This window comes from Lichenifustis flavocetrariae (assembly GCF_026130545.1).
GTDB classification, from domain to species: Bacteria; Pseudomonadota; Alphaproteobacteria; order Rhizobiales; family Beijerinckiaceae; genus Lichenihabitans; species Lichenihabitans flavocetrariae.
Genome location: NZ_JAMOIM010000001.1, coordinates 43,076 through 61,046 on the forward strand (window position 1 = coordinate 43,076; position 17,971 = coordinate 61,046).

A 17,971-nucleotide genomic window follows, 5' to 3' on the forward strand; every position below is an offset into this window, starting at 1 on the left:
CGTGGGTCTGGAGATGCAATGCAGCATAACGCAGGCATCGGCCGCGGCAAGGCCTTGCTCTGATCGCCGAACTGGGCAGTATTGACCGCACCATCGCCTTTCGCCTCGGAGACACATCATGGTCGCGACCCCGCTTGCCGGGCACGATGCCCACGGAGGCGAAGGTCTTGAAGCTCTCCTGGCCGAGGCCCGGCGCGACAGCGTCGAATTTCCCGTGGCGCTCGCCAACCACGGGCCGATGGCCCTGACCGTCCTGCATCGTCTCGGCGCCTCGGATGCGCGGCTGCAAGGCTATTTCGCGGATTACCGCCGCGCGAATGGCCTGATCCCGCCGCCGCCGCCGGCGGCGCCGGTCGAGCGAGCGACTTGGGCCGACCACTTGGGCGACCGCAGCCGTGAAGCCGATTATCGGGCCTTCTTCACCCGCGAGGTCACGACCCTCGGCATCCGCGATGCGGTCGGCCGTTATCTTCCGGCGCTTGCGCCCGGCGTCGCGGGAAGCGCTCTGCATCCGCTGATGCGCCTCGCCTATGGCGTCTCCCGCAACGATCCGAGCGAGGTCGGAACGGCGCTTGGCTATTGGGCGGCCTGTTTCCTGCCCCTTCCGGTCGCCACCGGCGCCTCGCCCGAGACGGACGATCCTGACGAAGTCTTGGCGCGGGTCGCCGCGATACCGGGCCTGCGGAAGCTGCCGGTTTTCGACCACCTCTGGTATGGCATCCGGGCCGCCGCGGCCGAGCCGGACTTCGCGCCCGCCGTGGATTGGCTTCGCATCGGCCCCGGCACGCTCGCGCGGGTGGCCGCAACCTCGCTCGCCCTGTTTGCCGGGACGATGGATTTCGCGGCGCTGCATGCCCTCACCGGAACCCATTGGGTCAGGATGGTCGCGACCGTCTGCCCCGATCCGCTGCTCCTGCGTCACTTTTGGCAGACCGTCGCGGCCCTGGTCCCGGCCATCGGCTTTCCCCAATTGCCGGACAGCGGCACGCTCGACGCATGGCGCAACCTGCCGTGTCCCGACTGGAATGTGATCACGGAGAAGGCGGTCACATCAGCCGACGAGCATGACATCAGCCTCGTCTATTCCGCCTCCGAGGAGCAGCGGGTCTATGGCGATCGGCTCTATCAGGTGGTCGCGGCCCGGCGCATGGGGTTGATCGCGTGACGGATCTCGCGACGACGACGCTCTGGCTCTCGGACGCGCGGCTGCCCGACGGCCGTTCTGTCGACGTCGCGATCGCCCACGAGCGTATCCTGGCGCTTCTGCCGCACGGGGAGGCCCCGCGCTCGGCTGATGTCGCGGCACTCGATTGCCGCGGCGGCCTTCTGGCCCCGTCCTTCGTGGAAGGTCACATTCATCTCGACAAGACGTTGCTCGGCCTGCCGCTCATCCCGCATCGGCCGGGTGCCACCGTGGCCGAGCGGATCAGGAACGAGAAGGACCTGCGCGCGACCCTCAGCCTGTCGATCGAAGAACGGGGTGGCCGCCTTGTGGAGCAGGTGGTCAGTTTCGGCACCGGCGCGTTGCGCACCCATGTCGACATCGACACGGAGACCAACCTCTCGGGGCTCGAAGCGGTGCTCCGGTTGAAGGCCGCCTGTAGCGATCTGGTGGATATGCAGATCGTCGCCTTTCCGCAAAGCGGAATCCTGCGCGACCCCGGCACGGCAGACCTGCTGGCCGCCGCTCTCGATTCGGGCGCGGATCTTGTCGGCGGCCTCGACCCGGCCGGGATCGACAATGACGTCGAGGGCCATTTGGACGCGGTCTTCGCTCTGGCGCAGCGCAAAGGCCGGGGCGTCGACATCCACCTGCACGATCCCGGACCTCTCGGCGCCTATGAGCTGCGGGCCGTCGCGGCCCGGACCTTGGCGGCGGGGCTGCAGGGTCGAGTCGCCGTCAGCCACGCCTATGCGCTCGGGGCGATTGACGACGCGGACTTCGATCGCACCGCCGAGGCGCTCGCGCGCGCCGGTGTCGCCATCATGACCAACGCGCCCGGTGTCGGGCCCATGCCACCCGTGCTCCGGCTGGCGGCGGCAGGCGTCACGGTCTTCGCCGGCTCCGACAATATTCGGGACGCCTGGTGGCCGTACGGCGACGGCGACATGCTCGATCGGGCCAATGTGATCGGCTATCGGCAGGGGTTCTATACAAATCCCGATCTCGCCCATGCTTTCGCGATGGTGACCGAGGTCCCGGCACGGGTGCTGGGCCGCGAGGCTTATGGCATTTCGGAGGGCCAGGCGGCCGATCTCGTTCTGATTCCCTCCAGCTCTGTACCTGAGGCGGTGCTCGACCGGCCACGTCGGCGCACGGTCATCAAGCGTGGTCGCATCGTGGTGCGCGACGGCGAGCTTCTCGCGCGCACCGACGAACCCGTCCGATCCTCGATCCATCCATCAACGAGAGCGTCATGAACCTGCATGTGACCGACGGCCGTTCCTCGCCCCAGCAGGAGGCGACCCACCCGCTCGACCCTTTGAGCGCGGCCGAGATCAACCGGGTGGCCGCCATCCTGCACGGTCACTACGGCTGGGGCGACGAGATGCGCGTCGAGACCGTCGACGTGACCGAACCCGACAAGGCCCGGGTGCGTGCCCACACTCCCGGTGCGGCTTTTGACCGGATCGCCCGCTACAACGTGTTCCGGCGCGGCGTGCTGGGCGTCTGGCAGGGCCGCGTCGACCTTACTGCAGGGAAAGTCATCGACGACCGGTTCGACGCCAATGCCCGTGCCATGGTGGCCGTGGAGGAGGTGTTCGAGATCGAAGCCGCCGTAAAGGCGGACCCGCGCTTTCGCGAAGCGCTGCGTCGCCGTGGACTGCTCGACGAGGTCGAGTCCATGTGCATCGATCCCTGGACGGTGGGTGATTTCGGCCACGAGATCGAGATGGGCCGCCGCGTCCTGATCTGTTTCGTTTGGATGCGGACCTTTCCGCTGGACAATTACTACGCGCACCCGGTCGAGGGCCTGCACGCGCTCATCGACTTGGCCAATCTCAAAATCCTTGAGGTCGAGGATCATTTCGAGGCGAGTGGTGAATATATCCCGGTGCCGCGAACGCCCCTGAACTACGATTCGGCGATCCTCAAGGATTTCCGCGAGTCGTCGTCGGCGCTCGATGTGGTCCAGCCGAATGGCGCGGGGTTCCGGGTCGACGGGCGCAAGGTCACGTGGGAGAATTGGGATTTTCGCGTTGGCTTCAACGGCCGCGAAGGTCTGGTGCTGTACGAGATCGGCTACACGGTCGCGGGGCGCCGCCGGCCGATCGTCTATCGGGCTTCGATCGCCGAAATGGTGGTGCCCTATGGCACACCGGAGCGCAGCCACTATCGCAAGAACGTCTTCGACAGCGGCGAACTCGGCTTCGGCCGCATGGCGAATGCGCTGACGCTCGGCTGCGATTGCCTCGGCGTGATCCACTATTTCGATGCCGTGGTGCCAGACGTCTTCGGCCAGCCGCGCACCATCGACAACTGCATCTGCCTGCACGAAGAGGATGCCGGCCTGTCGTGGAAGCACTTCGACGTTCGCTCGAAGCGCACGGAGGTGCGGCGTGCCCGCAAGCTCGTCGTGTCGTCGATCTCCACGATCGGAAATTACGAATATGCCTCCTACTGGTACCTGCACCAGGACGGCCGCATCGAATATGAGATGAAGGCGACTGGCATCATCAACACGGCTGCCTGCCATCCGGGCCAGCCGGGACGCTACGGTACGGAGGTCGCTCCGGGTGTCGTCGGGCACATCCACCAGCACATCTTCAGCGCGCGGCTCGACATGGAGGTGGACGGACCGAACAATTCGGTCGTCGAATGCGATACGATCTCGCCGCCGCCCGGCCCCGAGAACCCTTACGGAAATGCGTTCTACGTCGAGGAGACGGTCCTGCGCTCGGAGCTTATGGCGCGGCGCAATACAGATTATGAGCGGATGCGCTACTGGAAGATCGTCAATCCGAGCGCCAAGAACTGGCTCGGCCAGCCGACCGCCTACAAGCTTGAAGCCACGTCGCCGGTCAGGCCCTTCACGCATCCGGAGAGCCCGTCGGGCCGTCGCTCGCGCTTTATCCAGCACCAGCTCTGGGTCACTCCGTTCAGTGCCGAGGAGCGCTATCCGGCCGGCGAATTCGTCAACCAATCAACAGGCGACGATGGCCTGCCAGTCTGGACCGCCAAGGACCGGCCGGTCGAAAACACCGACATCGTCCTCTGGCACAGTTTCGGGCTGCATCATGTACCCCGGCCGGAAGACCATCCGGTTCAGCCGTGCGTGGTCTGCGGCTTCACCCTCGCACCGACCGGCTTCTTCGACCAGAATCCGGTGATCGACCTGCCACCGCAGACCAACAAGGCGAGTTGCTGCGCCCACACGGCAGCGCCTCGGTGAGGTGCCGCCGACCCTATAAGACGCTCCGTCGCCGGCTTGCCGTCAGAAGCCGCACCTCAATGAGCGTCGGTTCGAAATCAAACGAACAAGGTTGTGTTCGCGGCGATCCCCTCTGAGCCGGGGAAGACCTGCGTGGCCAGGACGGTGTCGCTCAGGCCCCACTGAACGCCGAGGGCCCCTTTCATGATGGAACGCAGATCGATCGTCGGCTTGAGGTCGCGGCCCTCAAAGAGGTTCTGAGGTTTCAAGCCCGGCCAATCCGCCAGGACCCGCCCCCCCTTGACGGCTCCACCGGCCAGAAACGCGACCGTTCCGGTGCCGTGGTCCGTGCCAGTGGTCCCGTTGATACGCGCGGTACGGCCGAACTCGGTCACGGCCAGGATGGTCGTGTCGGCCCAGGCGGCGCCCAGGCCGTCCTTGAAGGCCCGAATGGCGCCGTCGAGGCCGCCGAGAAGCACCGCGAGGCGGCCCGTCGCGCCGCCCTCGTTGACATGCGTGTCCCACCCATCGAAGGCGAGCGCCGCGATGCGCGGCCCATCGTCGGCTGCCAGAAGGCGTGCGGCGCCTTGAGCTGCCTGCCGCATGCCCTCCGGCATGTCCATCCGGCCTTTCGCGGCCGCCATGGCGTCGTTGCCGGCCAACCGACTGCTGGCCAGGCCCGCCCCAAGCGCCGCGTGTAATCCCGGATCGCGCTGATCGTAGAGAGCCAGGACCCGCCGGGCGAGGTCCTCGCTGGCGGTTGGCAGGTTCTGAGGTGCCCAGCCCAGGACCGGTGCCTCACCCCGCATCACCAGCGGACTGACGGCCCCGACCGCAAGGCCCCGAGGCGCCACGGCTTCACCCGCCGGCAGGGCCGCAAGGGCACGGTTGAGCCAGCCCGAACCGGTGATCCCCGGTGCCGGCTGGCCGCTTTCGAGCACGTCCTGTCCGTCGAAATGCGACCGATCCCGGTAGCCCGTCGCCGTGGCATGCACGATGGCGGCCTGCTTGGCCGCAAAAAGCTCGGCGAAGGCCGGCATGGCCGGATTGAGGGCAAAAAAGCCGTCGAGCGGCAGCGCGGCATGATCACCCGTCATGCCGAGCGCGATCGCGCCGTGCAGCCCCGCATAATCGGGATCGCCGATAGGGGCAACGGCCGAGAGGCCATCGAGGGCACCGCGCAGGATGATGGTGATGAATCGCGTGTCGCGCGCTCCGGCCGCATGCGCCCAGCGGGGCATGAAAGCCCATGAGAAACAGGCAGCGCCCGTGCCGAGCAGGGCACGGCGCGTCGGCGACGGGGTTTCGCACAGAGGGGCCACGGTCAACTCCGCTGGAATTCGGGGGACATGAGGATCAGCGCGATCGCCTGCTGCCGCGATTCCGCCCGTGTCACGGTCAGTCGCGTCTCATCCGAGACGGCGTCCCCGAAGGCGGCTGCCAGTATGGCGGCCGGGTCGTCGAGCCCGCCGACGCGCTGCGCGAGTTGCGCGCTCGTGTCGAGCCTCAGTTTCATTCCTTCGGCCGACGCCCAGGCTGCCACCGTGTCCGGGAAGCCGTTCGGTCCGGCCGGCTCCCAGAGCGGCATGCCGAGCGTCCGCAGCGCCCCGATGAGCGGACCCGGATCGGTCACGGGAAGCGAAAAAAGCCGGTAGGAGGCCATCAGGAATTGATAGGGGTCGCGGAAGCTCGTCAGCGCCGGCGCCCAGGCCTGCGGAAGATCGATCAGGGCGAGGCTGACAGCCTTAAGATCGCCGTCCTTCGCGGTGAACGCGGCCGCGATCTTATCGACCGCAGCGGGTGGCGCCGGATCGGCAATGAAGTGCCGCACGAGTTTGGTCGCAAGATGCCGTGCGGTGGCCGGGTGCCGTGCGAGGTCGGCGAGCACCGCCTCGCCTTGGCCGAAGCCCGCAGCGGGATAGCTCCGGCCGAGCAGCGTCGCGTCCCCCGGCTGATGCAGATTGGCGTTGAACGCGAAGGTCCCGGGTTCGCCAAGGCGTCCATCGTGACCCGCGATGGTCCAGCCCGTCAGCACCCTGGCGAAACTTGTGACATCGCCCTGCGAATAGCCGCTTCCGACGCCCAGCGTGTGCAATTCGAGGATTTCGCGGGCAAGATTCTCGTTCAGGCCGCGCTTGTGGTTGCCATTGGCGCGGGCATCGGGACCGACCGATTGGGTATTATCCAGAAAGAACAGCATGGCGGGATGCCGTTCGACCGCCGTCAGCATGTCGGCGAAGCGGCCGAGCACGAAAGGCCGGATCGCCTCACGTTCGAACGAGCCTGCCGTTCCCCGCGCCACCTCGCCCTTGGCGATCGACACGCAGAAATGATTCGACCAGAAAGCGACGAGCCGCTCGACGAAGCCGATCGGGGCGTCGGCGGCTTTCCTGAAGCGTGCCAGCGCCTCCGCCCGATAGATCCGCTCGGCAGTCCCGCCGATGTCGCGGAGGGCCGCGATACGGGCCTGGGCTGCGTCGGCGGCGACCTCGCTCCGGCCGCCTGCGGCGGCTTGTGCCTCCGCGCTCGACATCACCGCGGCCTGCATCGTCTTGCGGGCTTCCGCGGCCTGAAAAACACGCTGCGTGTTCTCGGCCGTGCCTTGCAGACCCAGGGTGGCCGCCATATCGGCGCTGATCAGTGCGGCATCGCTCGGTGCCAGCTCGGCATGCAGGGCGGCACGCGCATCGGGCACTTGAGCCCAGCCACCGGGTCGAGCACCGTAGCCGAACCGCTGGAAGGCGATCAGAGTTTGCTGAGCGGCCGATACCATCGGGATATTCCTCCCTTCTCAGGGCATGACGGTGAGAGACTAGATCTCAGACCAGATGTCTGGCCCATGAACGACCCTGCGGCAGGCGACATCGACAAGCAAAAGGACAGCCATGACGGAAATGAGGCCCGGTGCCGCAAACGGCCCCGCCGCATCGGCCAGTGTGCCCCAGGCCGCGCAGGCGGCCCTTGACGATCTCGAGCGTTTCATCGAGCGGGGGACACGCGAGTTCACCCGCACCAATGTCGCGCTGTTCGCCGCAGGATTCACGACCTTCGCGCTCATCTATTGCGTGCAGCCGATCATGCCCGTCTTTTCGCAGGAGTTCGGGGTCAGCGCCGCCGAGGCGAGCCTGTCGCTCTCCTTGACGACGCAAAGCCTCGCCTTCTGCATGCTGATCGCGAGTTCGCTGTCCGAGACATGGGGGCGCAAGCCCGTGATGGTGGCGTCCCTCTTCGCATCCTCGGTGTTGATGATCGCGTCGAGCTTCGCGCCCTCATGGGAGAGCTTTCTCGTTCTTCGCGCGCTCGCGGGGGTGGCGTTCAGCGGGTTGCCCGCAACCGCCATGGCCTATGTGGGCGAGGAAATGCATATCAGGTCGATCGGCCTCGCTATGGGGCTCTATATCGGCGGCACGGGCCTCGGCGCGCTCGGAGGACGGTTCATCGTCGGCTTCATGACCGACTTTCTGAGCTGGCGCGTCGGTCTCTGCACGGTCGGAATCCTGGCGCTCGCGTCGAGCGTCGTCTTTGTCCTGTATCTGCCGCCGTCACGCCATTTTCGAAGGCGTGCGCTGAGTCCCACTGTGCTGCTCGGTGGGTTCGCGGCGCATCTGCGCGACCCCATTCAGCTGATCCTTTTCGCCGAAGGCTTCCTGCTGCTCGGCGTCTTCGTTTCCACCTATAATTACATCGGTTACCGGTTGCTGGCACCGCCCTACGGCTTCAGCCAGACCGTCGTGGCCCTCATCTTCGGCATTTCGCTCGTGGGCATCGTCAGTGCGGCCTGGATCGGCGATTTCGCGGCGCGGCTCGGGCGGCACCGGGTCTTCTGGGCTTTGGTGACGATGATTTTCGCCGGCATCCTGGCGACCTTGGCCGAGACGCTGTGGCTCGTCCTTGCCGGCGTTACGCTGCTGACCTTCGCGTTCTATGGCGCGCATTCGGTCGCGTCGAGCTGGGTCGGCGTGCAGGCCCGGCACGCCAAGGCGCAAGCCTCCTCGCTCTATCTTTTCAGCTATTACACGGGCTCAAGCCTTCTCGGCTCGCTGGGGGGCGTGGCGTGGGAGCACGGGCGATGGCCGGGCGTCGTGGCGCAATCGAGCGTGATCCTCGTGATCGCGCTCGGACTTGCGATCCTGCTCGCGCTTCGGCCTCCCGTCAGGCCCGCGCCAGTGTCCGAAGGGCTTTCGTGACCTCGCCGATCGGCCCAGTCCAGTCGCCCGCCTGGGTTTGCCGGAAGAGCAGCATGGTCGGGTACCAGGGCGAGGTGTCGCGGCCGAGCAGCCACCGCCATTCGGGGACGGCTTGAAGCAGCACCCAGACAGGGCGTCCCAGGGCACCGGCGAGATGGGCGATCGACGTGTCGCAGGAGATCACGAGATCGAGGTGGGCAATGACGGCCGCCGTGTCGATGAAGGCGTCGGCCCCTGTGTCGAGCTCCCCACTCAGGTCCTCGACCGCGAGGCTGCGCGCCTCGCCCAACCGCTCCGCATTGTCTGGCATCTGCAGCGAGAAGAGCCGCAAGCCGGGGACATCGGCCAATGGCGCAAGGGCGCCGAACGGGACCGAGCGGTTGGGGTCGCACTGCCAGTTCTGGCTGCCGCGCCAGCACAGCCCCACCTTCAGGCCTTCGCCGGCGATGCGGGGTGCCCAACGCTGCACGAGCGCGGGTTCGGGCCTGAGATAGGGACGGGACGACGCGAGCGTGTCGAGGTTGGTCTTGAACACGGTCGGCAGGCTGGAAAGGGTGATTTGCGCGTCGAAAACTGCGTCGTCCGCCACTGAGCCGCAGACGTGCAGGCCGCCCGTGACATCGCTGAGGATGCGCTGCAGGCGGGGCAGACAGATCAGCGTCACCTCGGCCGCATGAGCCGCCACCTCGGGCAGAAAGCGTGAGAACTGCAGGCTGTCGCCACTGCCCTGGTCGGCGAAGACGGCGAGCCGGGCAACCCGGTCTCCGGGACCACGCCATTCCGGCACCGGCGTCTTGAGAGCCGGCTTCTGCTGGCGTTCGGTGAAGAAGCGATATTCATATTCCGGCCAGCCCGGTCCGAAATGACCGAGCAGCAGGTTCAGCTCACCGCGATTGGCGATCGCATAGATGAAATTCGGATCCTGCCGCAACGCCGCGTCGAAATCGGCGCGGGCCGCCTCGAAGCGGCCAAGCATCTTCAATGCGAGACCACGGCTCGACAGCGCCTCAGGGTAGACGGGCCGGAGGTTCAAGGCCTCGGCGAAGGCCGCGAGCGAGTCCTCCTGCCGGTTCAGGCGGATCAGCACGTTGCCGCGATTCATGTGGGCTTGCGCCATCGCGGGGTCGAGCGACAGCGCCTGCTCCAGGCTTTCGATCGCTTCGTCCATCCGCCCGAGATCGTGCAGGACCATGCCGTGGTTGTTCCACAGGAGGGCATGTTCGGGGCTGTGCGTGAGGGCCGTGTCGTAGACCGCGAGCGCCTCGACGAGCCGTTCGCCACGGCGCAGGAGATTGGCGAGGTCCAGCACGGCGTCGATATCACGCGGCGCGTGCCGGGTGGCCTCGGCGAAAAGATGGAGGGCGGCAGCGGTTTGGCCCTTCGTATCGAGCAGGCGTCCCGCTGCCCGCAGGGCCGCCGGAAAGGCAGGTCGCAGCGTGACGGCAAGATCGAAGGCCGCCAAAGCTTCGGCATCCCGCTTCAGGCGAACCAGAACGGTGCCGAAATTATACAGGGCGCCGGGATCGCGGACGCCGGCCGCGAGGGCAGCCTCGAAAGCCGCGGCGGCCTCTTCGAGCCGCTCCAGCACCAGGAGCGTGGTGGCGCGCCCGGTCAGCGCCTCGGCGAAGGCGGGGTCGGCCGAAAGGGCGCCTTCGAACCAGCGGACGGCTGGCAGATGTGCGCCGGCCCCGACCAACACGCGGGCAATCAGGCTCTGGTGGGCGGCATTCAAGTCTTGCGAGGGCGTGAAGCGCGCCAATGTGGCGACCGCCTTGTCGCGGCGGCCTGCCGAAAGATCTGCTATCGCTGTGGAAATCGCCTGCTCGACACGCCGGGCGAGGTCTTGCGGATCGCGGGAGGAGATAACAGCAGACATTCGGCCTCGGGGGACGCAGCGAGCGGCCCGAAAGGCCGGCCCGGCATGACACCGCGTCGGCCTTGCCCGAAGCTGGTCCCTCGAGTGACCTAGTTCTTCAGCTCGGCTGATTGCTTCCAGATATTGATGCCGCCATCCACCGCGAAAGTGTCGATGGCCTTCAATTCACTGTCCGAAAACGTGAGGTTCTTCACGGCGCCGACGCAATCGAGGATCTGCTCGGGCCGGCTCGCGCCGATCAAGGCGGACGTGACGCGCCCGTCGCGCAACACCCAGGCGATGGCCATCTGGGCCAGCGTCTGGCCACGCTCGCGCGCGATGGCGTCAAGGCCCTGCACGCGGCGGAGATTGTCCTCGGTCAGCATGGATTGCTTGAGGAACCGGCCTTCGGCGGCACGGCTGTCTTTCGGCACGCCATTCAGGTAGCGGTCGGTTAGCAGACCCTGCGCCAGCGGCGAGAAGACGATCGATCCGATGCCCTCCTGCTCCAGCGTGTCGAGCAGGCCGTCCTTCTCGACCCAACGGTTCAGCATCGAATAGCTCGGCTGATGGATGAGGCAGGGGGTGCCGAGCCGCTTCAGGATGGCGGCCGCCTCGCGGGTGCGCTGGGCATTGTAGGACGAAATGCCGACATACAGCGCCTTACCCTGGCGAACGGCGGAATCGAGCGCCCCCATGGTTTCTTCGAGCGGTGTCTCGGGATCGAAACGGTGGGAGTAGAAGATGTCGACATAGTCGAGATCCATGCGCTGCAGACTCTGGTCGAGGCTCGACAGCAGGTATTTGCGGCTTCCCCATTCGCCGTAGGGGCCGGGCCACATGTCGTAGCCGGCCTTGCTGGAAATGATGAGTTCGTCCCGGTGGCTCTTGAAATCCTTGCGGAGGATCTCGCCGAAATGGATTTCGGCCGAGCCGGGCGGCGGCCCGTAATTGTTGGCGAGATCGAAATGCGTGATGCCGGCGTCGAAAGCCGTGCGGCACATCTTCTTCATGTTGCCGGGCGCGGCATCCTCGCCGAAATTGTGCCACAGCCCGAATGATACAGCCGGGAGCTTGAGGCCGCTCTTGCCGCAGCGCCGATAGGGCATCGCGTCGTAGCGGTCGCTGGCGGGTTCATAGCTCATGCAGGTGTCCTTTTGGGGCCGGCCCGACGCTGTCAGATCTCGGCATTCGATCCTGGGTTCAGGTCTGGGTTCGACCCTTGGCGCGCCGGTCGCGTTTGGCGAGCGTGCGCAGCCGCAGCGCGTTCAGCTTGATGAAGCCGGCCGCGTCGCGATGATCATACGCCACGGCCCCCTCTTCGAATGTGACGAGATCCTGGTCATAAAGTGAATTAGGGCTCTCGCGGCCGATCACCCAGGCCGACCCCTTGTAGAGCTTCAGCCGCACGGTCCCGGTGACGTGCTCCTGGCTCTTGTCGATCAGCACCTGCAGCATCTCGCGCTCGGGCGAGAACCAGAAGCCGTTGTAGATGAGCTCCGCGTATTTCGGCATGAGCTCGTCCTTGAGGTGCGCCGCGCCACGGTCGAGCGTGATCGATTCGATACCGCGATGAGCGAAATACAGGATCGTGCCGCCGGGCGTCTCGTACATGCCGCGCGACTTCATCCCGACGAAGCGGTTCTCGACGAGGTCGAGCCGGCCGATGCCGTTGGCGCGACCGAGGTCGTTGAGCTTGGCCAGCAGGGTCGCGGGCGACATCGCCTGCCCATCGATCGACACCGCGTCGCCCTTCTCGAACCCGACCGTCACGATCGTCGGGATATCGGGCGCGTCCTCGGGGTCGATGGTGCGGGAATAGACATAGTCCGGCACCTCTACCGCCGGGTCTTCCAGCACCTTGCCTTCGGAGGAGGCGTGGAGGAGGTTGGCGTCGACCGAGAAGGGGGCGTCGCCGCGCTTGTCCTTGGCGATCGGGATCTGGTTCTTCTCGGCGAAGTCCAGCAGCGCCGTGCGGGAGGTCAGATCCCATTCGCGCCAGGGGGCGATCACCTTGATGTCGGGTTCGAGCGCGTAATAGCTCAGCTCGTAGCGCACCTGGTCGTTGCCCTTGCCGGTGGAGCCGTGGCTGACGGCATCGGCACCGACCTTGCGGGCGATTTCGATCTGCTTCTTGGCGATCAGCGGGCGGGCGATGGAGGTGCCCAGTAGGTAGAGCCCTTCATATTGCGCATTGGCGCGGAACATGGGGAACACATAGTCCCGCACGAATTCCTCGCGCAGATCCTCGATATAGATGTTTTCGGGCTTGATGCCGAGCAACTCGGCTTTCTTGCGGGCGGGCTCCAGTTCCTCGCCCTGGCCGAGGTCGGCCGTGAAGGTCACCACCTCACAGCCATAGGTCGTCTGCAGCCACTTCAGGATGATCGATGTGTCGAGGCCGCCGGAATAGGCCAGAACGACGCGTTTGATGGCTTTGTCGACTTGGGACATGGGGCAGGCTCGTGAAAAGGCCGCGGAAAGACTGCCCAACCGCTTACAAGAGCGACGCCTCGGGGCGCAAGGGCCCGGTGGTACGATGGGCCATTGCGGCGGCTCGAAGAGGTGCCGCCGCCCAGAGACGCGGTTCCGCCGCCTGAAATTGAGGCTTGTGCGGTGCTGCGCGATGGCGTTCACCTGCGCGCATCAATCCCATGTCGAAGGCCCGAGCGCCTGCTTTCCGGAGGGCGGATGACCGCAACACTCATCAATGGCAAGACCAGCGCCGCAGCCCTGATCGAACGGATCGCGGCGGACACGGCATTGCTGCGGCAGAAGACCGGCGTGCAGCCCGGTCTGGCCGTTGTGATCGTCGGCGACGATCCGGCCAGCCAGGTCTATGTGTCGAACAAGAGCCGAACCGCCGAGCGCTGCGGCTTTCACTCCGTCCAGCACACGCTGGCGGCCGAGACCACAGAGGAACAGCTGCTCCTGCTCGTCGCCCAGCTCAATGCCGACCCGAAGGTTCATGGCATTCTGGTGCAACTGCCGTTGCCCACACAGATCGCGGCGGCGGCCGTGATCCGGGCGATCGATCCGGCCAAGGATGTCGACGGCTTTCATGACATCAACGCGGGCCGGATCGCATCGGGCGCCGCGCACGAAGCCTTCGTGCCCTGCACCCCGGCCGGGGCCATGATCCTGATCCGCGAAGTTTTGGGTGACGGGCTTGCGGGCAAACACGCGGTCGTGGTGGGGCGCTCCAACATCGTGGGCAAACCCATGGCGAGCCTTCTTCTCGCGGCCGACTGTACCGTGACGATCGCCCATTCGCGCACGGTCGACCTTCCGGCGGTCTGCCGCATGGCCGATATCCTGGTTGCCGCAGTGGGGCGGCCGGAATTGATCCGCGGCGATTGGATCAAGCCGGGGGCCGTGGTCATCGATGTCGGCATCAATCGTGTGCCGGCGGGTCCAGGTGATCCCAAAACGCGGCTCGTTGGCGACGTCGCGACCGCGGAGGCCATGGAGCGGGCTGCGGCCATCACCCCCGTGCCCGGCGGTGTGGGCCCGATGACCATCGCGCTTCTGATGCTGAACACGCTGACCTCAGCGTGCCGGCATGCGGGCGTCAGCGTTTGAGGGCAGGGGCGGTTCGCCGCTGCAGGGTTCGCGGCCGGGATGCCGTGCCGGAGCTAGCGGGTTCCCGCCGTGGCGTCGAAGGCGATACGTGCACGGTTGATCTCGGCAAACCGGTTTTCAGCCCAATCGACAAGGCTCGACAATGGATCGAGCACCGAGATGCCCAGGGGCGAAAGACGGTACTCGACACTGGGGGGCTTGGTCGGGAAGACATGACGGGTCGCCATGCCGTCTCGCTCCAGGTGACGCAGCGTCTGGGTCAACATGCGTTTGGAAATATCCGGCACGGTGCGACGGATCTCGTTGAACCGAAGGGGCCGACCGGCGAGCGCGATCAGGACGAGCGTCGTCCAGCGATCGCCAAGACGATCAAGCACATTGCGGATCGGGCAGCGGGTCGCGTCGAAACCGGTTTCTTGCCAATCCGAGAAACGCGCCGTCAGTGTGGTCGCGGACGTGACCAGCGGTTCCTTCCGCGTAACCTGGACTGCCACACGTGCCTCCTTCCGGGATAAAGCCAGGTCTCATAAATAGACCTGGCCCCCATTTGAGGACAAGCGAGGATCACGCCATGCCGGACCATCACCCTCTCATTCTCGTCACTGCGGCCAACGGCCAGCTCGGCCGTCTCGTGGTCGAAGCTCTGCTCGACAAACATCCTGCCGACCGCATCGCCGTCACGGTCCGCAGGAAGGATCTCGCGGAGGAATTCGCGACACGCGGCATCCGGGCCCACGTCGCCGACTACGCGCAGCCCGACACGCTCGACGCGGCCTTCGAGGGCGTCGACCGGCTCCTGTTGATTTCGTCGAGCGCGCTCGGCCAGCGTATCGAACAGCACCGCAACGCGATCGAGGCCGCCAAGCGGGCGCAGGTGAAGCTTCTCGCCTATACCAGCGTCTTGCATGCGGACGCGTCCACGCTCGGTCTCGCCGCCGAGCACCGGCAAACCGAAGCGGACCTCAACACCTCCGCCATCCCGTTCGCGCTGCTGCGTAACGGCTGGTACACGGAAAACTACACGGCCTCTATTCCGCCGGCCCTCGCGCACGGTGTCTTTCTGGGCAGCGCGGGACATGGCCGGATCGCTTCGGCCGCTCGGGCCGATTACGCGGCCGCGGCCGTCGCCGTGCTGACAGCATCCGACGATCAAGCGGGCGGCGTCTATGAACTCGCGGGCGATACCGGTTACACCCTGTCGCAATTTGCCGGTGAGGTCGCGCGGCTATCGGGCAAGCCGGTCGTCTACAAGGATCTGCCGGCGGCGGACTATAAGGCCGTTCTGGTCGGTGCCGGCTTGCCCGAACCTATAGCGGCGCTCCTTGCCGATTCCGATCTGCAAGCCTCCAAAGGCGCCCTCGACGACCGGTCGGGAACACTCGCCAAACTCATCGGGCGGCCGACCACGCCCATGGCGGAGACCATCTCGGCAGCCCTCAAGGGCTGACACGCGCATCCGTCGCCCTGCTCAAACCATCCGGAGCGTGGCGACGTTCGACACGGCACCCGCCACCGGGTGCCGCTCAAACCCAGGAGCACTTATGACAACAGCCAACCATCGCACCTCGGATTATGCCGTCGACCCGCAGTTTCTCGAACGCTGGTCGCCACGCGCTTTCTCGAGTGAAACCATGCCGGAGGCCGATCTTCTCGCCATGATCGATGCCGGGCACTGGGCAGCCTCATCCTACAATTCGCAGCCCTGGTCTTTCATCTATGCACTGCGGGATACCGAAGCCTGGCCGAAACTGCTCGGCCTGCTCAACGAATTCAATCGCAGCTGGGCCCAGCGCGCGTCCGCTTTGGTCGTCGTCGTGTCGAACTCGCTGATGTTGCCGCCCGGCAAGGATAAGCCCGTGCCCTCGCACAGCCACTCCTTCGACACCGGCATGGCGGCGGCGCAATTCATTCTGCAAGGCATGAAGCTCGGCTATCATTCCCATGGGATGGTCGGCTTCGATCTCGATCGGGCCTTCACCGAGTTGAACGTTCCCGTCGGGCATCGGGTCGAGGCGGCTTTCGCGGTCGGCCGTATCGCCGACAAGTCGATCCTGCCCGAAGCCATCCAGGCGCGGGAGCAGCCGAGCGGCCGCAGATCCGTCAAGGAAGTGGCGATTTCCGGTGCCTTCCCGGCCACGGCGGCGCCGAAGGCCTGACGCCCACGCGTTAGGAACTTTACGACGCGCGGTCACGTTCGCTCGCATGATGATTTGGAGATCCAACATGCGAACTTTTCTCATTCCGCTCATCGGCGCCACCGCATTGGCGGGCTCAACCTTGTCCACCCTCGCGCAAAACTCGACCGCCGCCGGGGCCGCGGACGGCGCGGCCGCTGGGTCCGCAGCCGCCGGACCGATCGGCGGCCTCGTCGGAGGTGTGACCGGCGCGGCCGTTGGAACAGCCGCTGGGGTGACTGGTGCCGTGCTTGGCGCACCAGCGGCTGTCGCCCCGCCCACGACGGTTCGACGCTCCACATGTGTCACAGAGCCCGATGGATCGCAGCGATGCGACTCGGTCGAGACCACGAATTAGGTGCTGGAACTCCATTACTGAATCGAGGTCATGAGTTGATCTCATAGCCTCGGTTCAGATCGATTCCGGTCCTCTCGATGTGACCGACCTTCTGCAGCCAATTGTCAGGTTTGGCCTGGCTTCAACTTGTAGAAAATGTGCCGGCCGATCTTGTCCATCTTGACGAGCCGGCGTGCCCAGCCAGGCTGCACATAGTTCGCGTGGTAATGCGTGGCGACGCCGACGTCCGAGACATAGGTTGCCCCGTCGAGAACCTCGCGTGCAACACGGGCCGCTTGGGTCCACGCGTCCGATTCGTTGACGTGGAGCGCATGTCCCTCGCAGGCAAACGAAAACTGACACGCATTGCGGCGCTGCTGGTTCTGGAACACGACGCCACAGATCGTGGTTGGATAGAGACCGCTCATGACGCGGTTCAGGACGACCTGTGCGACGGCCGCCTGTCCTTCCTCAGGTTCGCTGCGCGCCTCGAAGTAGACGGCTTCGGCAAGGCATCTCAGTTCGCTCGCAGAATTTGCCTGATCGATCAGGCCCGCGAAAGCGGGCGCCTGGTCGACGATACCCATCACCATCGTGGTCCCGGTCGCGACCTCGCCGTTCGGACCGCGCGAGAACTTGGGCAACGGTGCGATCTGCACGGGCGTCGAGCCGGCTTCGACCGGCGTCGCCGAGGCAAGCGCGACGGCGCGAGCAACGACCGGCGTGGCGCCGTCCTCATTCGGTGATGTGGTCGTACCGGCACCCGCGCCGGCCGGTGAGGCTGCGGCAAAGGACTGCCGGGTGGTGAGCGCCAAGCCGCCGGGTATCGGCTCGAAGCGCGAGACGCTATCGGGTCCAGGCACATCGGCCGTGGGAGGAAGAAGCTCGTTCGGAGGGGCGCCGAAATCGCTTTCACCGAAGGCGATCGTCGACTGCAGATACCCTGGCAGCGAGCCACGCCGGCGCAGTTTCACGTCGAAGGTCGGTCGGAGCCCGATGGCCGGATCGCCTTTCTTGCTGCGATCGACCGCGGGATACTCATGGCTCCCGGCTTTCACCACGGCCTTCGGGTCGAGTTCATCGGGGGCCGTCTCGATATCGGCTTGATCGCCGACGATGAGCCTTGCCTCCTGCACCACGGCATCGCTGCGCGGCAACACGAGATCGCGCGGCACGGCGTCGCCCGCGAGAGATCCGGGCACCAGAACGGCCGGCAGGCCTGGAACGGCGCTGTTGAGGACCATCCGGGTGGCCCCGATGGTCGGATCCTGGCCGGCATCGGCCACAAATGACACGAGAAGGCCGGCGGCCAGGCACCAGGGCGCCACGGTCCAACCAGCCCAGAACAGCTTGCTTCTCGAGCGCACCCGCAACCGGACAGCAACGCGCCTGCGGACCATTCTGCCCCTCGACTTCGAGTCGCGATGTCACCGCCCGGGCGCACCGGCAGCGACAACACGCGC

At 66.0% G+C, this 17,971-nt stretch carries 15 protein-coding genes; 8 read left to right on the forward strand and 7 right to left on the reverse strand.

Going from position 1 to position 17,971, the window contains the following annotated elements; translation table 11 throughout:
• Positions 1-118: 118 nt before the first annotated feature.
• Genes M8523_RS00235 through M8523_RS00245 form a run of 3 tightly spaced genes read left to right on the forward strand, consistent with a single transcriptional unit; the run spans position 119 to position 4,394 of the window.
• The gene (locus tag M8523_RS00235) at positions 119-1,165 is read left to right on the forward strand and encodes a questin oxidase family protein (protein ID WP_282582813.1); all 1,047 of its coding nucleotides are present in this window, start codon (positions 119-121) and stop codon (positions 1,163-1,165) included.
• Entirely contained in the window at positions 1,162-2,421 is a 1,260-nt protein-coding gene (locus M8523_RS00240) for an amidohydrolase family protein (RefSeq protein ID WP_282582814.1), read from the forward strand. The genes M8523_RS00235 and M8523_RS00240 overlap by 4 nt, the downstream gene beginning before the upstream one ends.
• Complete coding sequence (locus M8523_RS00245) at positions 2,418-4,394, forward strand: primary-amine oxidase (RefSeq protein WP_282582815.1); 1,977 nt, start codon at positions 2,418-2,420, stop codon at positions 4,392-4,394. The genes M8523_RS00240 and M8523_RS00245 overlap by 4 nt, the downstream gene beginning before the upstream one ends.
• A 77-nt stretch (positions 4,395-4,471) precedes the next feature.
• Here M8523_RS00245 and M8523_RS00250 read toward each other — a convergent pair whose 3' ends face one another.
• A complete protein-coding gene (locus tag M8523_RS00250; protein ID WP_282582816.1) occupies positions 4,472-5,695 on the reverse strand; it encodes a DUF1501 domain-containing protein in 1,224 nt (407 codons plus the stop codon).
• Positions 5,696-5,697: 2 nt separating this feature from the next.
• Complete coding sequence (locus tag M8523_RS00255) at positions 5,698-7,146, reverse strand: DUF1800 domain-containing protein (protein ID WP_282582817.1); 1,449 nt, start codon at positions 7,144-7,146, stop codon at positions 5,698-5,700.
• A gap of 112 nt (positions 7,147-7,258) precedes the next feature.
• Here M8523_RS00255 and M8523_RS00260 point away from each other — a divergent pair, with 112 nt between their 5' ends.
• The gene (locus tag M8523_RS00260) at positions 7,259-8,560 is read left to right on the forward strand and encodes an MFS transporter (RefSeq protein ID WP_282582818.1); all 1,302 of its coding nucleotides are present in this window, start codon (positions 7,259-7,261) and stop codon (positions 8,558-8,560) included.
• Here the strand turns inward: M8523_RS00260 and M8523_RS00265 are convergent.
• The 3 genes from M8523_RS00265 to M8523_RS00275 all read right to left on the reverse strand — a co-directional run bounded on the left by M8523_RS00265 (position 8,526) and on the right by M8523_RS00275 (position 12,869).
• Positions 8,526-10,436: a tetratricopeptide repeat protein gene (locus M8523_RS00265; protein ID WP_282582819.1), complete on the reverse strand. Its 1,911-nt coding sequence runs from the start codon at positions 10,434-10,436 to the stop codon at positions 8,526-8,528. The genes M8523_RS00260 and M8523_RS00265 overlap by 35 nt on opposite strands.
• An 89-nt stretch (positions 10,437-10,525) precedes the next feature.
• Positions 10,526-11,560: an L-glyceraldehyde 3-phosphate reductase gene (gene mgrA / locus M8523_RS00270; protein WP_282582820.1), complete on the reverse strand. Its 1,035-nt coding sequence runs from the start codon at positions 11,558-11,560 to the stop codon at positions 10,526-10,528.
• A gap of 58 nt (positions 11,561-11,618) precedes the next feature.
• Positions 11,619-12,869, reverse strand: coding sequence for an argininosuccinate synthase (locus M8523_RS00275; RefSeq protein ID WP_282582821.1), 1,251 nt, complete (start codon positions 12,867-12,869; stop codon positions 11,619-11,621).
• A 237-nt stretch (positions 12,870-13,106) separates the two neighbouring features.
• Between M8523_RS00275 and folD the strand changes: the two genes are divergently transcribed.
• Complete coding sequence (gene folD, locus M8523_RS00280; protein WP_282582822.1) at positions 13,107-13,997, forward strand: bifunctional methylenetetrahydrofolate dehydrogenase/methenyltetrahydrofolate cyclohydrolase FolD; 891 nt, start codon at positions 13,107-13,109, stop codon at positions 13,995-13,997.
• A gap of 53 nt (positions 13,998-14,050) precedes the next feature.
• On the opposite strand, the gene M8523_RS00285 is transcribed toward folD, so the two are convergent.
• Positions 14,051-14,491, reverse strand: a complete 441-nt coding sequence (locus tag M8523_RS00285; RefSeq protein WP_282582823.1) for a winged helix-turn-helix transcriptional regulator — start codon at positions 14,489-14,491, stop codon at positions 14,051-14,053.
• Between the two features lie 77 nt (positions 14,492-14,568).
• On the opposite strand from M8523_RS00285, the gene M8523_RS00290 reads away from it, so the two are divergent.
• The 3 genes from M8523_RS00290 (at position 14,569) to M8523_RS00300 (ending at position 16,529) form a co-directional block, all read left to right on the forward strand.
• Positions 14,569-15,444, forward strand: a complete 876-nt coding sequence (locus M8523_RS00290; protein WP_282582824.1) for an NAD(P)H-binding protein — start codon at positions 14,569-14,571, stop codon at positions 15,442-15,444.
• 94 nt (positions 15,445-15,538) lie between these two features.
• Positions 15,539-16,153: a nitroreductase family protein gene (locus M8523_RS00295; RefSeq protein ID WP_282582825.1), complete on the forward strand. Its 615-nt coding sequence runs from the start codon at positions 15,539-15,541 to the stop codon at positions 16,151-16,153.
• A 67-nt stretch (positions 16,154-16,220) separates the two neighbouring features.
• Positions 16,221-16,529 carry a hypothetical protein gene (locus M8523_RS00300; protein WP_282582826.1) on the forward strand — a complete coding sequence of 103 codons (309 nt, stop codon included), beginning with the start codon at positions 16,221-16,223 and terminating at the stop codon, positions 16,527-16,529.
• A 104-nt stretch (positions 16,530-16,633) separates the two neighbouring features.
• On the opposite strand, the gene M8523_RS00305 is transcribed toward M8523_RS00300, so the two are convergent.
• Positions 16,634-17,908 (reverse strand): cell wall hydrolase, encoded by a 1,275-nt coding sequence (locus tag M8523_RS00305; RefSeq protein WP_282582827.1) that lies wholly within the window; start codon positions 17,906-17,908, stop codon positions 16,634-16,636.
• Between the last annotated feature and the right edge of the window lie 63 nt (positions 17,909-17,971).

Excerpts from the sequence above, each read along its gene's own strand:
- M8523_RS00235 (WP_282582813.1), top strand. The coding sequence starts at position 119 with ATGGTCGCGACCCCGCTTGCCGGGCACGATGCCCACGGAGGCGAAGGT.
- M8523_RS00245 (WP_282582815.1), top strand. The coding sequence starts at position 2,418 with ATGAACCTGCATGTGACCGACGGCCGTTCCTCGCCCCAGCAGGAGGCG.
- M8523_RS00255 (WP_282582817.1), bottom strand. The coding sequence starts at position 7,146 with ATGGTATCGGCCGCTCAGCAAACTCTGATCGCCTTCCAGCGGTTCGGC.
- M8523_RS00260 (WP_282582818.1), top strand. The coding sequence starts at position 7,259 with ATGACGGAAATGAGGCCCGGTGCCGCAAACGGCCCCGCCGCATCGGCC.
- M8523_RS00265 (WP_282582819.1), bottom strand. The coding sequence starts at position 10,436 with ATGTCTGCTGTTATCTCCTCCCGCGATCCGCAAGACCTCGCCCGGCGT.
- mgrA (WP_282582820.1), bottom strand. The coding sequence starts at position 11,560 with ATGAGCTATGAACCCGCCAGCGACCGCTACGACGCGATGCCCTATCGG.
- M8523_RS00275 (WP_282582821.1), bottom strand. The coding sequence starts at position 12,869 with ATGTCCCAAGTCGACAAAGCCATCAAACGCGTCGTTCTGGCCTATTCC.
- folD (WP_282582822.1), top strand. The coding sequence starts at position 13,107 with ATGACCGCAACACTCATCAATGGCAAGACCAGCGCCGCAGCCCTGATC.
- M8523_RS00290 (WP_282582824.1), top strand. The coding sequence starts at position 14,569 with ATGCCGGACCATCACCCTCTCATTCTCGTCACTGCGGCCAACGGCCAG.
- M8523_RS00295 (WP_282582825.1), top strand. The coding sequence starts at position 15,539 with ATGACAACAGCCAACCATCGCACCTCGGATTATGCCGTCGACCCGCAG.
- M8523_RS00300 (WP_282582826.1), top strand. The coding sequence starts at position 16,221 with ATGCGAACTTTTCTCATTCCGCTCATCGGCGCCACCGCATTGGCGGGC.
- M8523_RS00305 (WP_282582827.1), bottom strand. The coding sequence starts at position 17,908 with ATGGTCCGCAGGCGCGTTGCTGTCCGGTTGCGGGTGCGCTCGAGAAGC.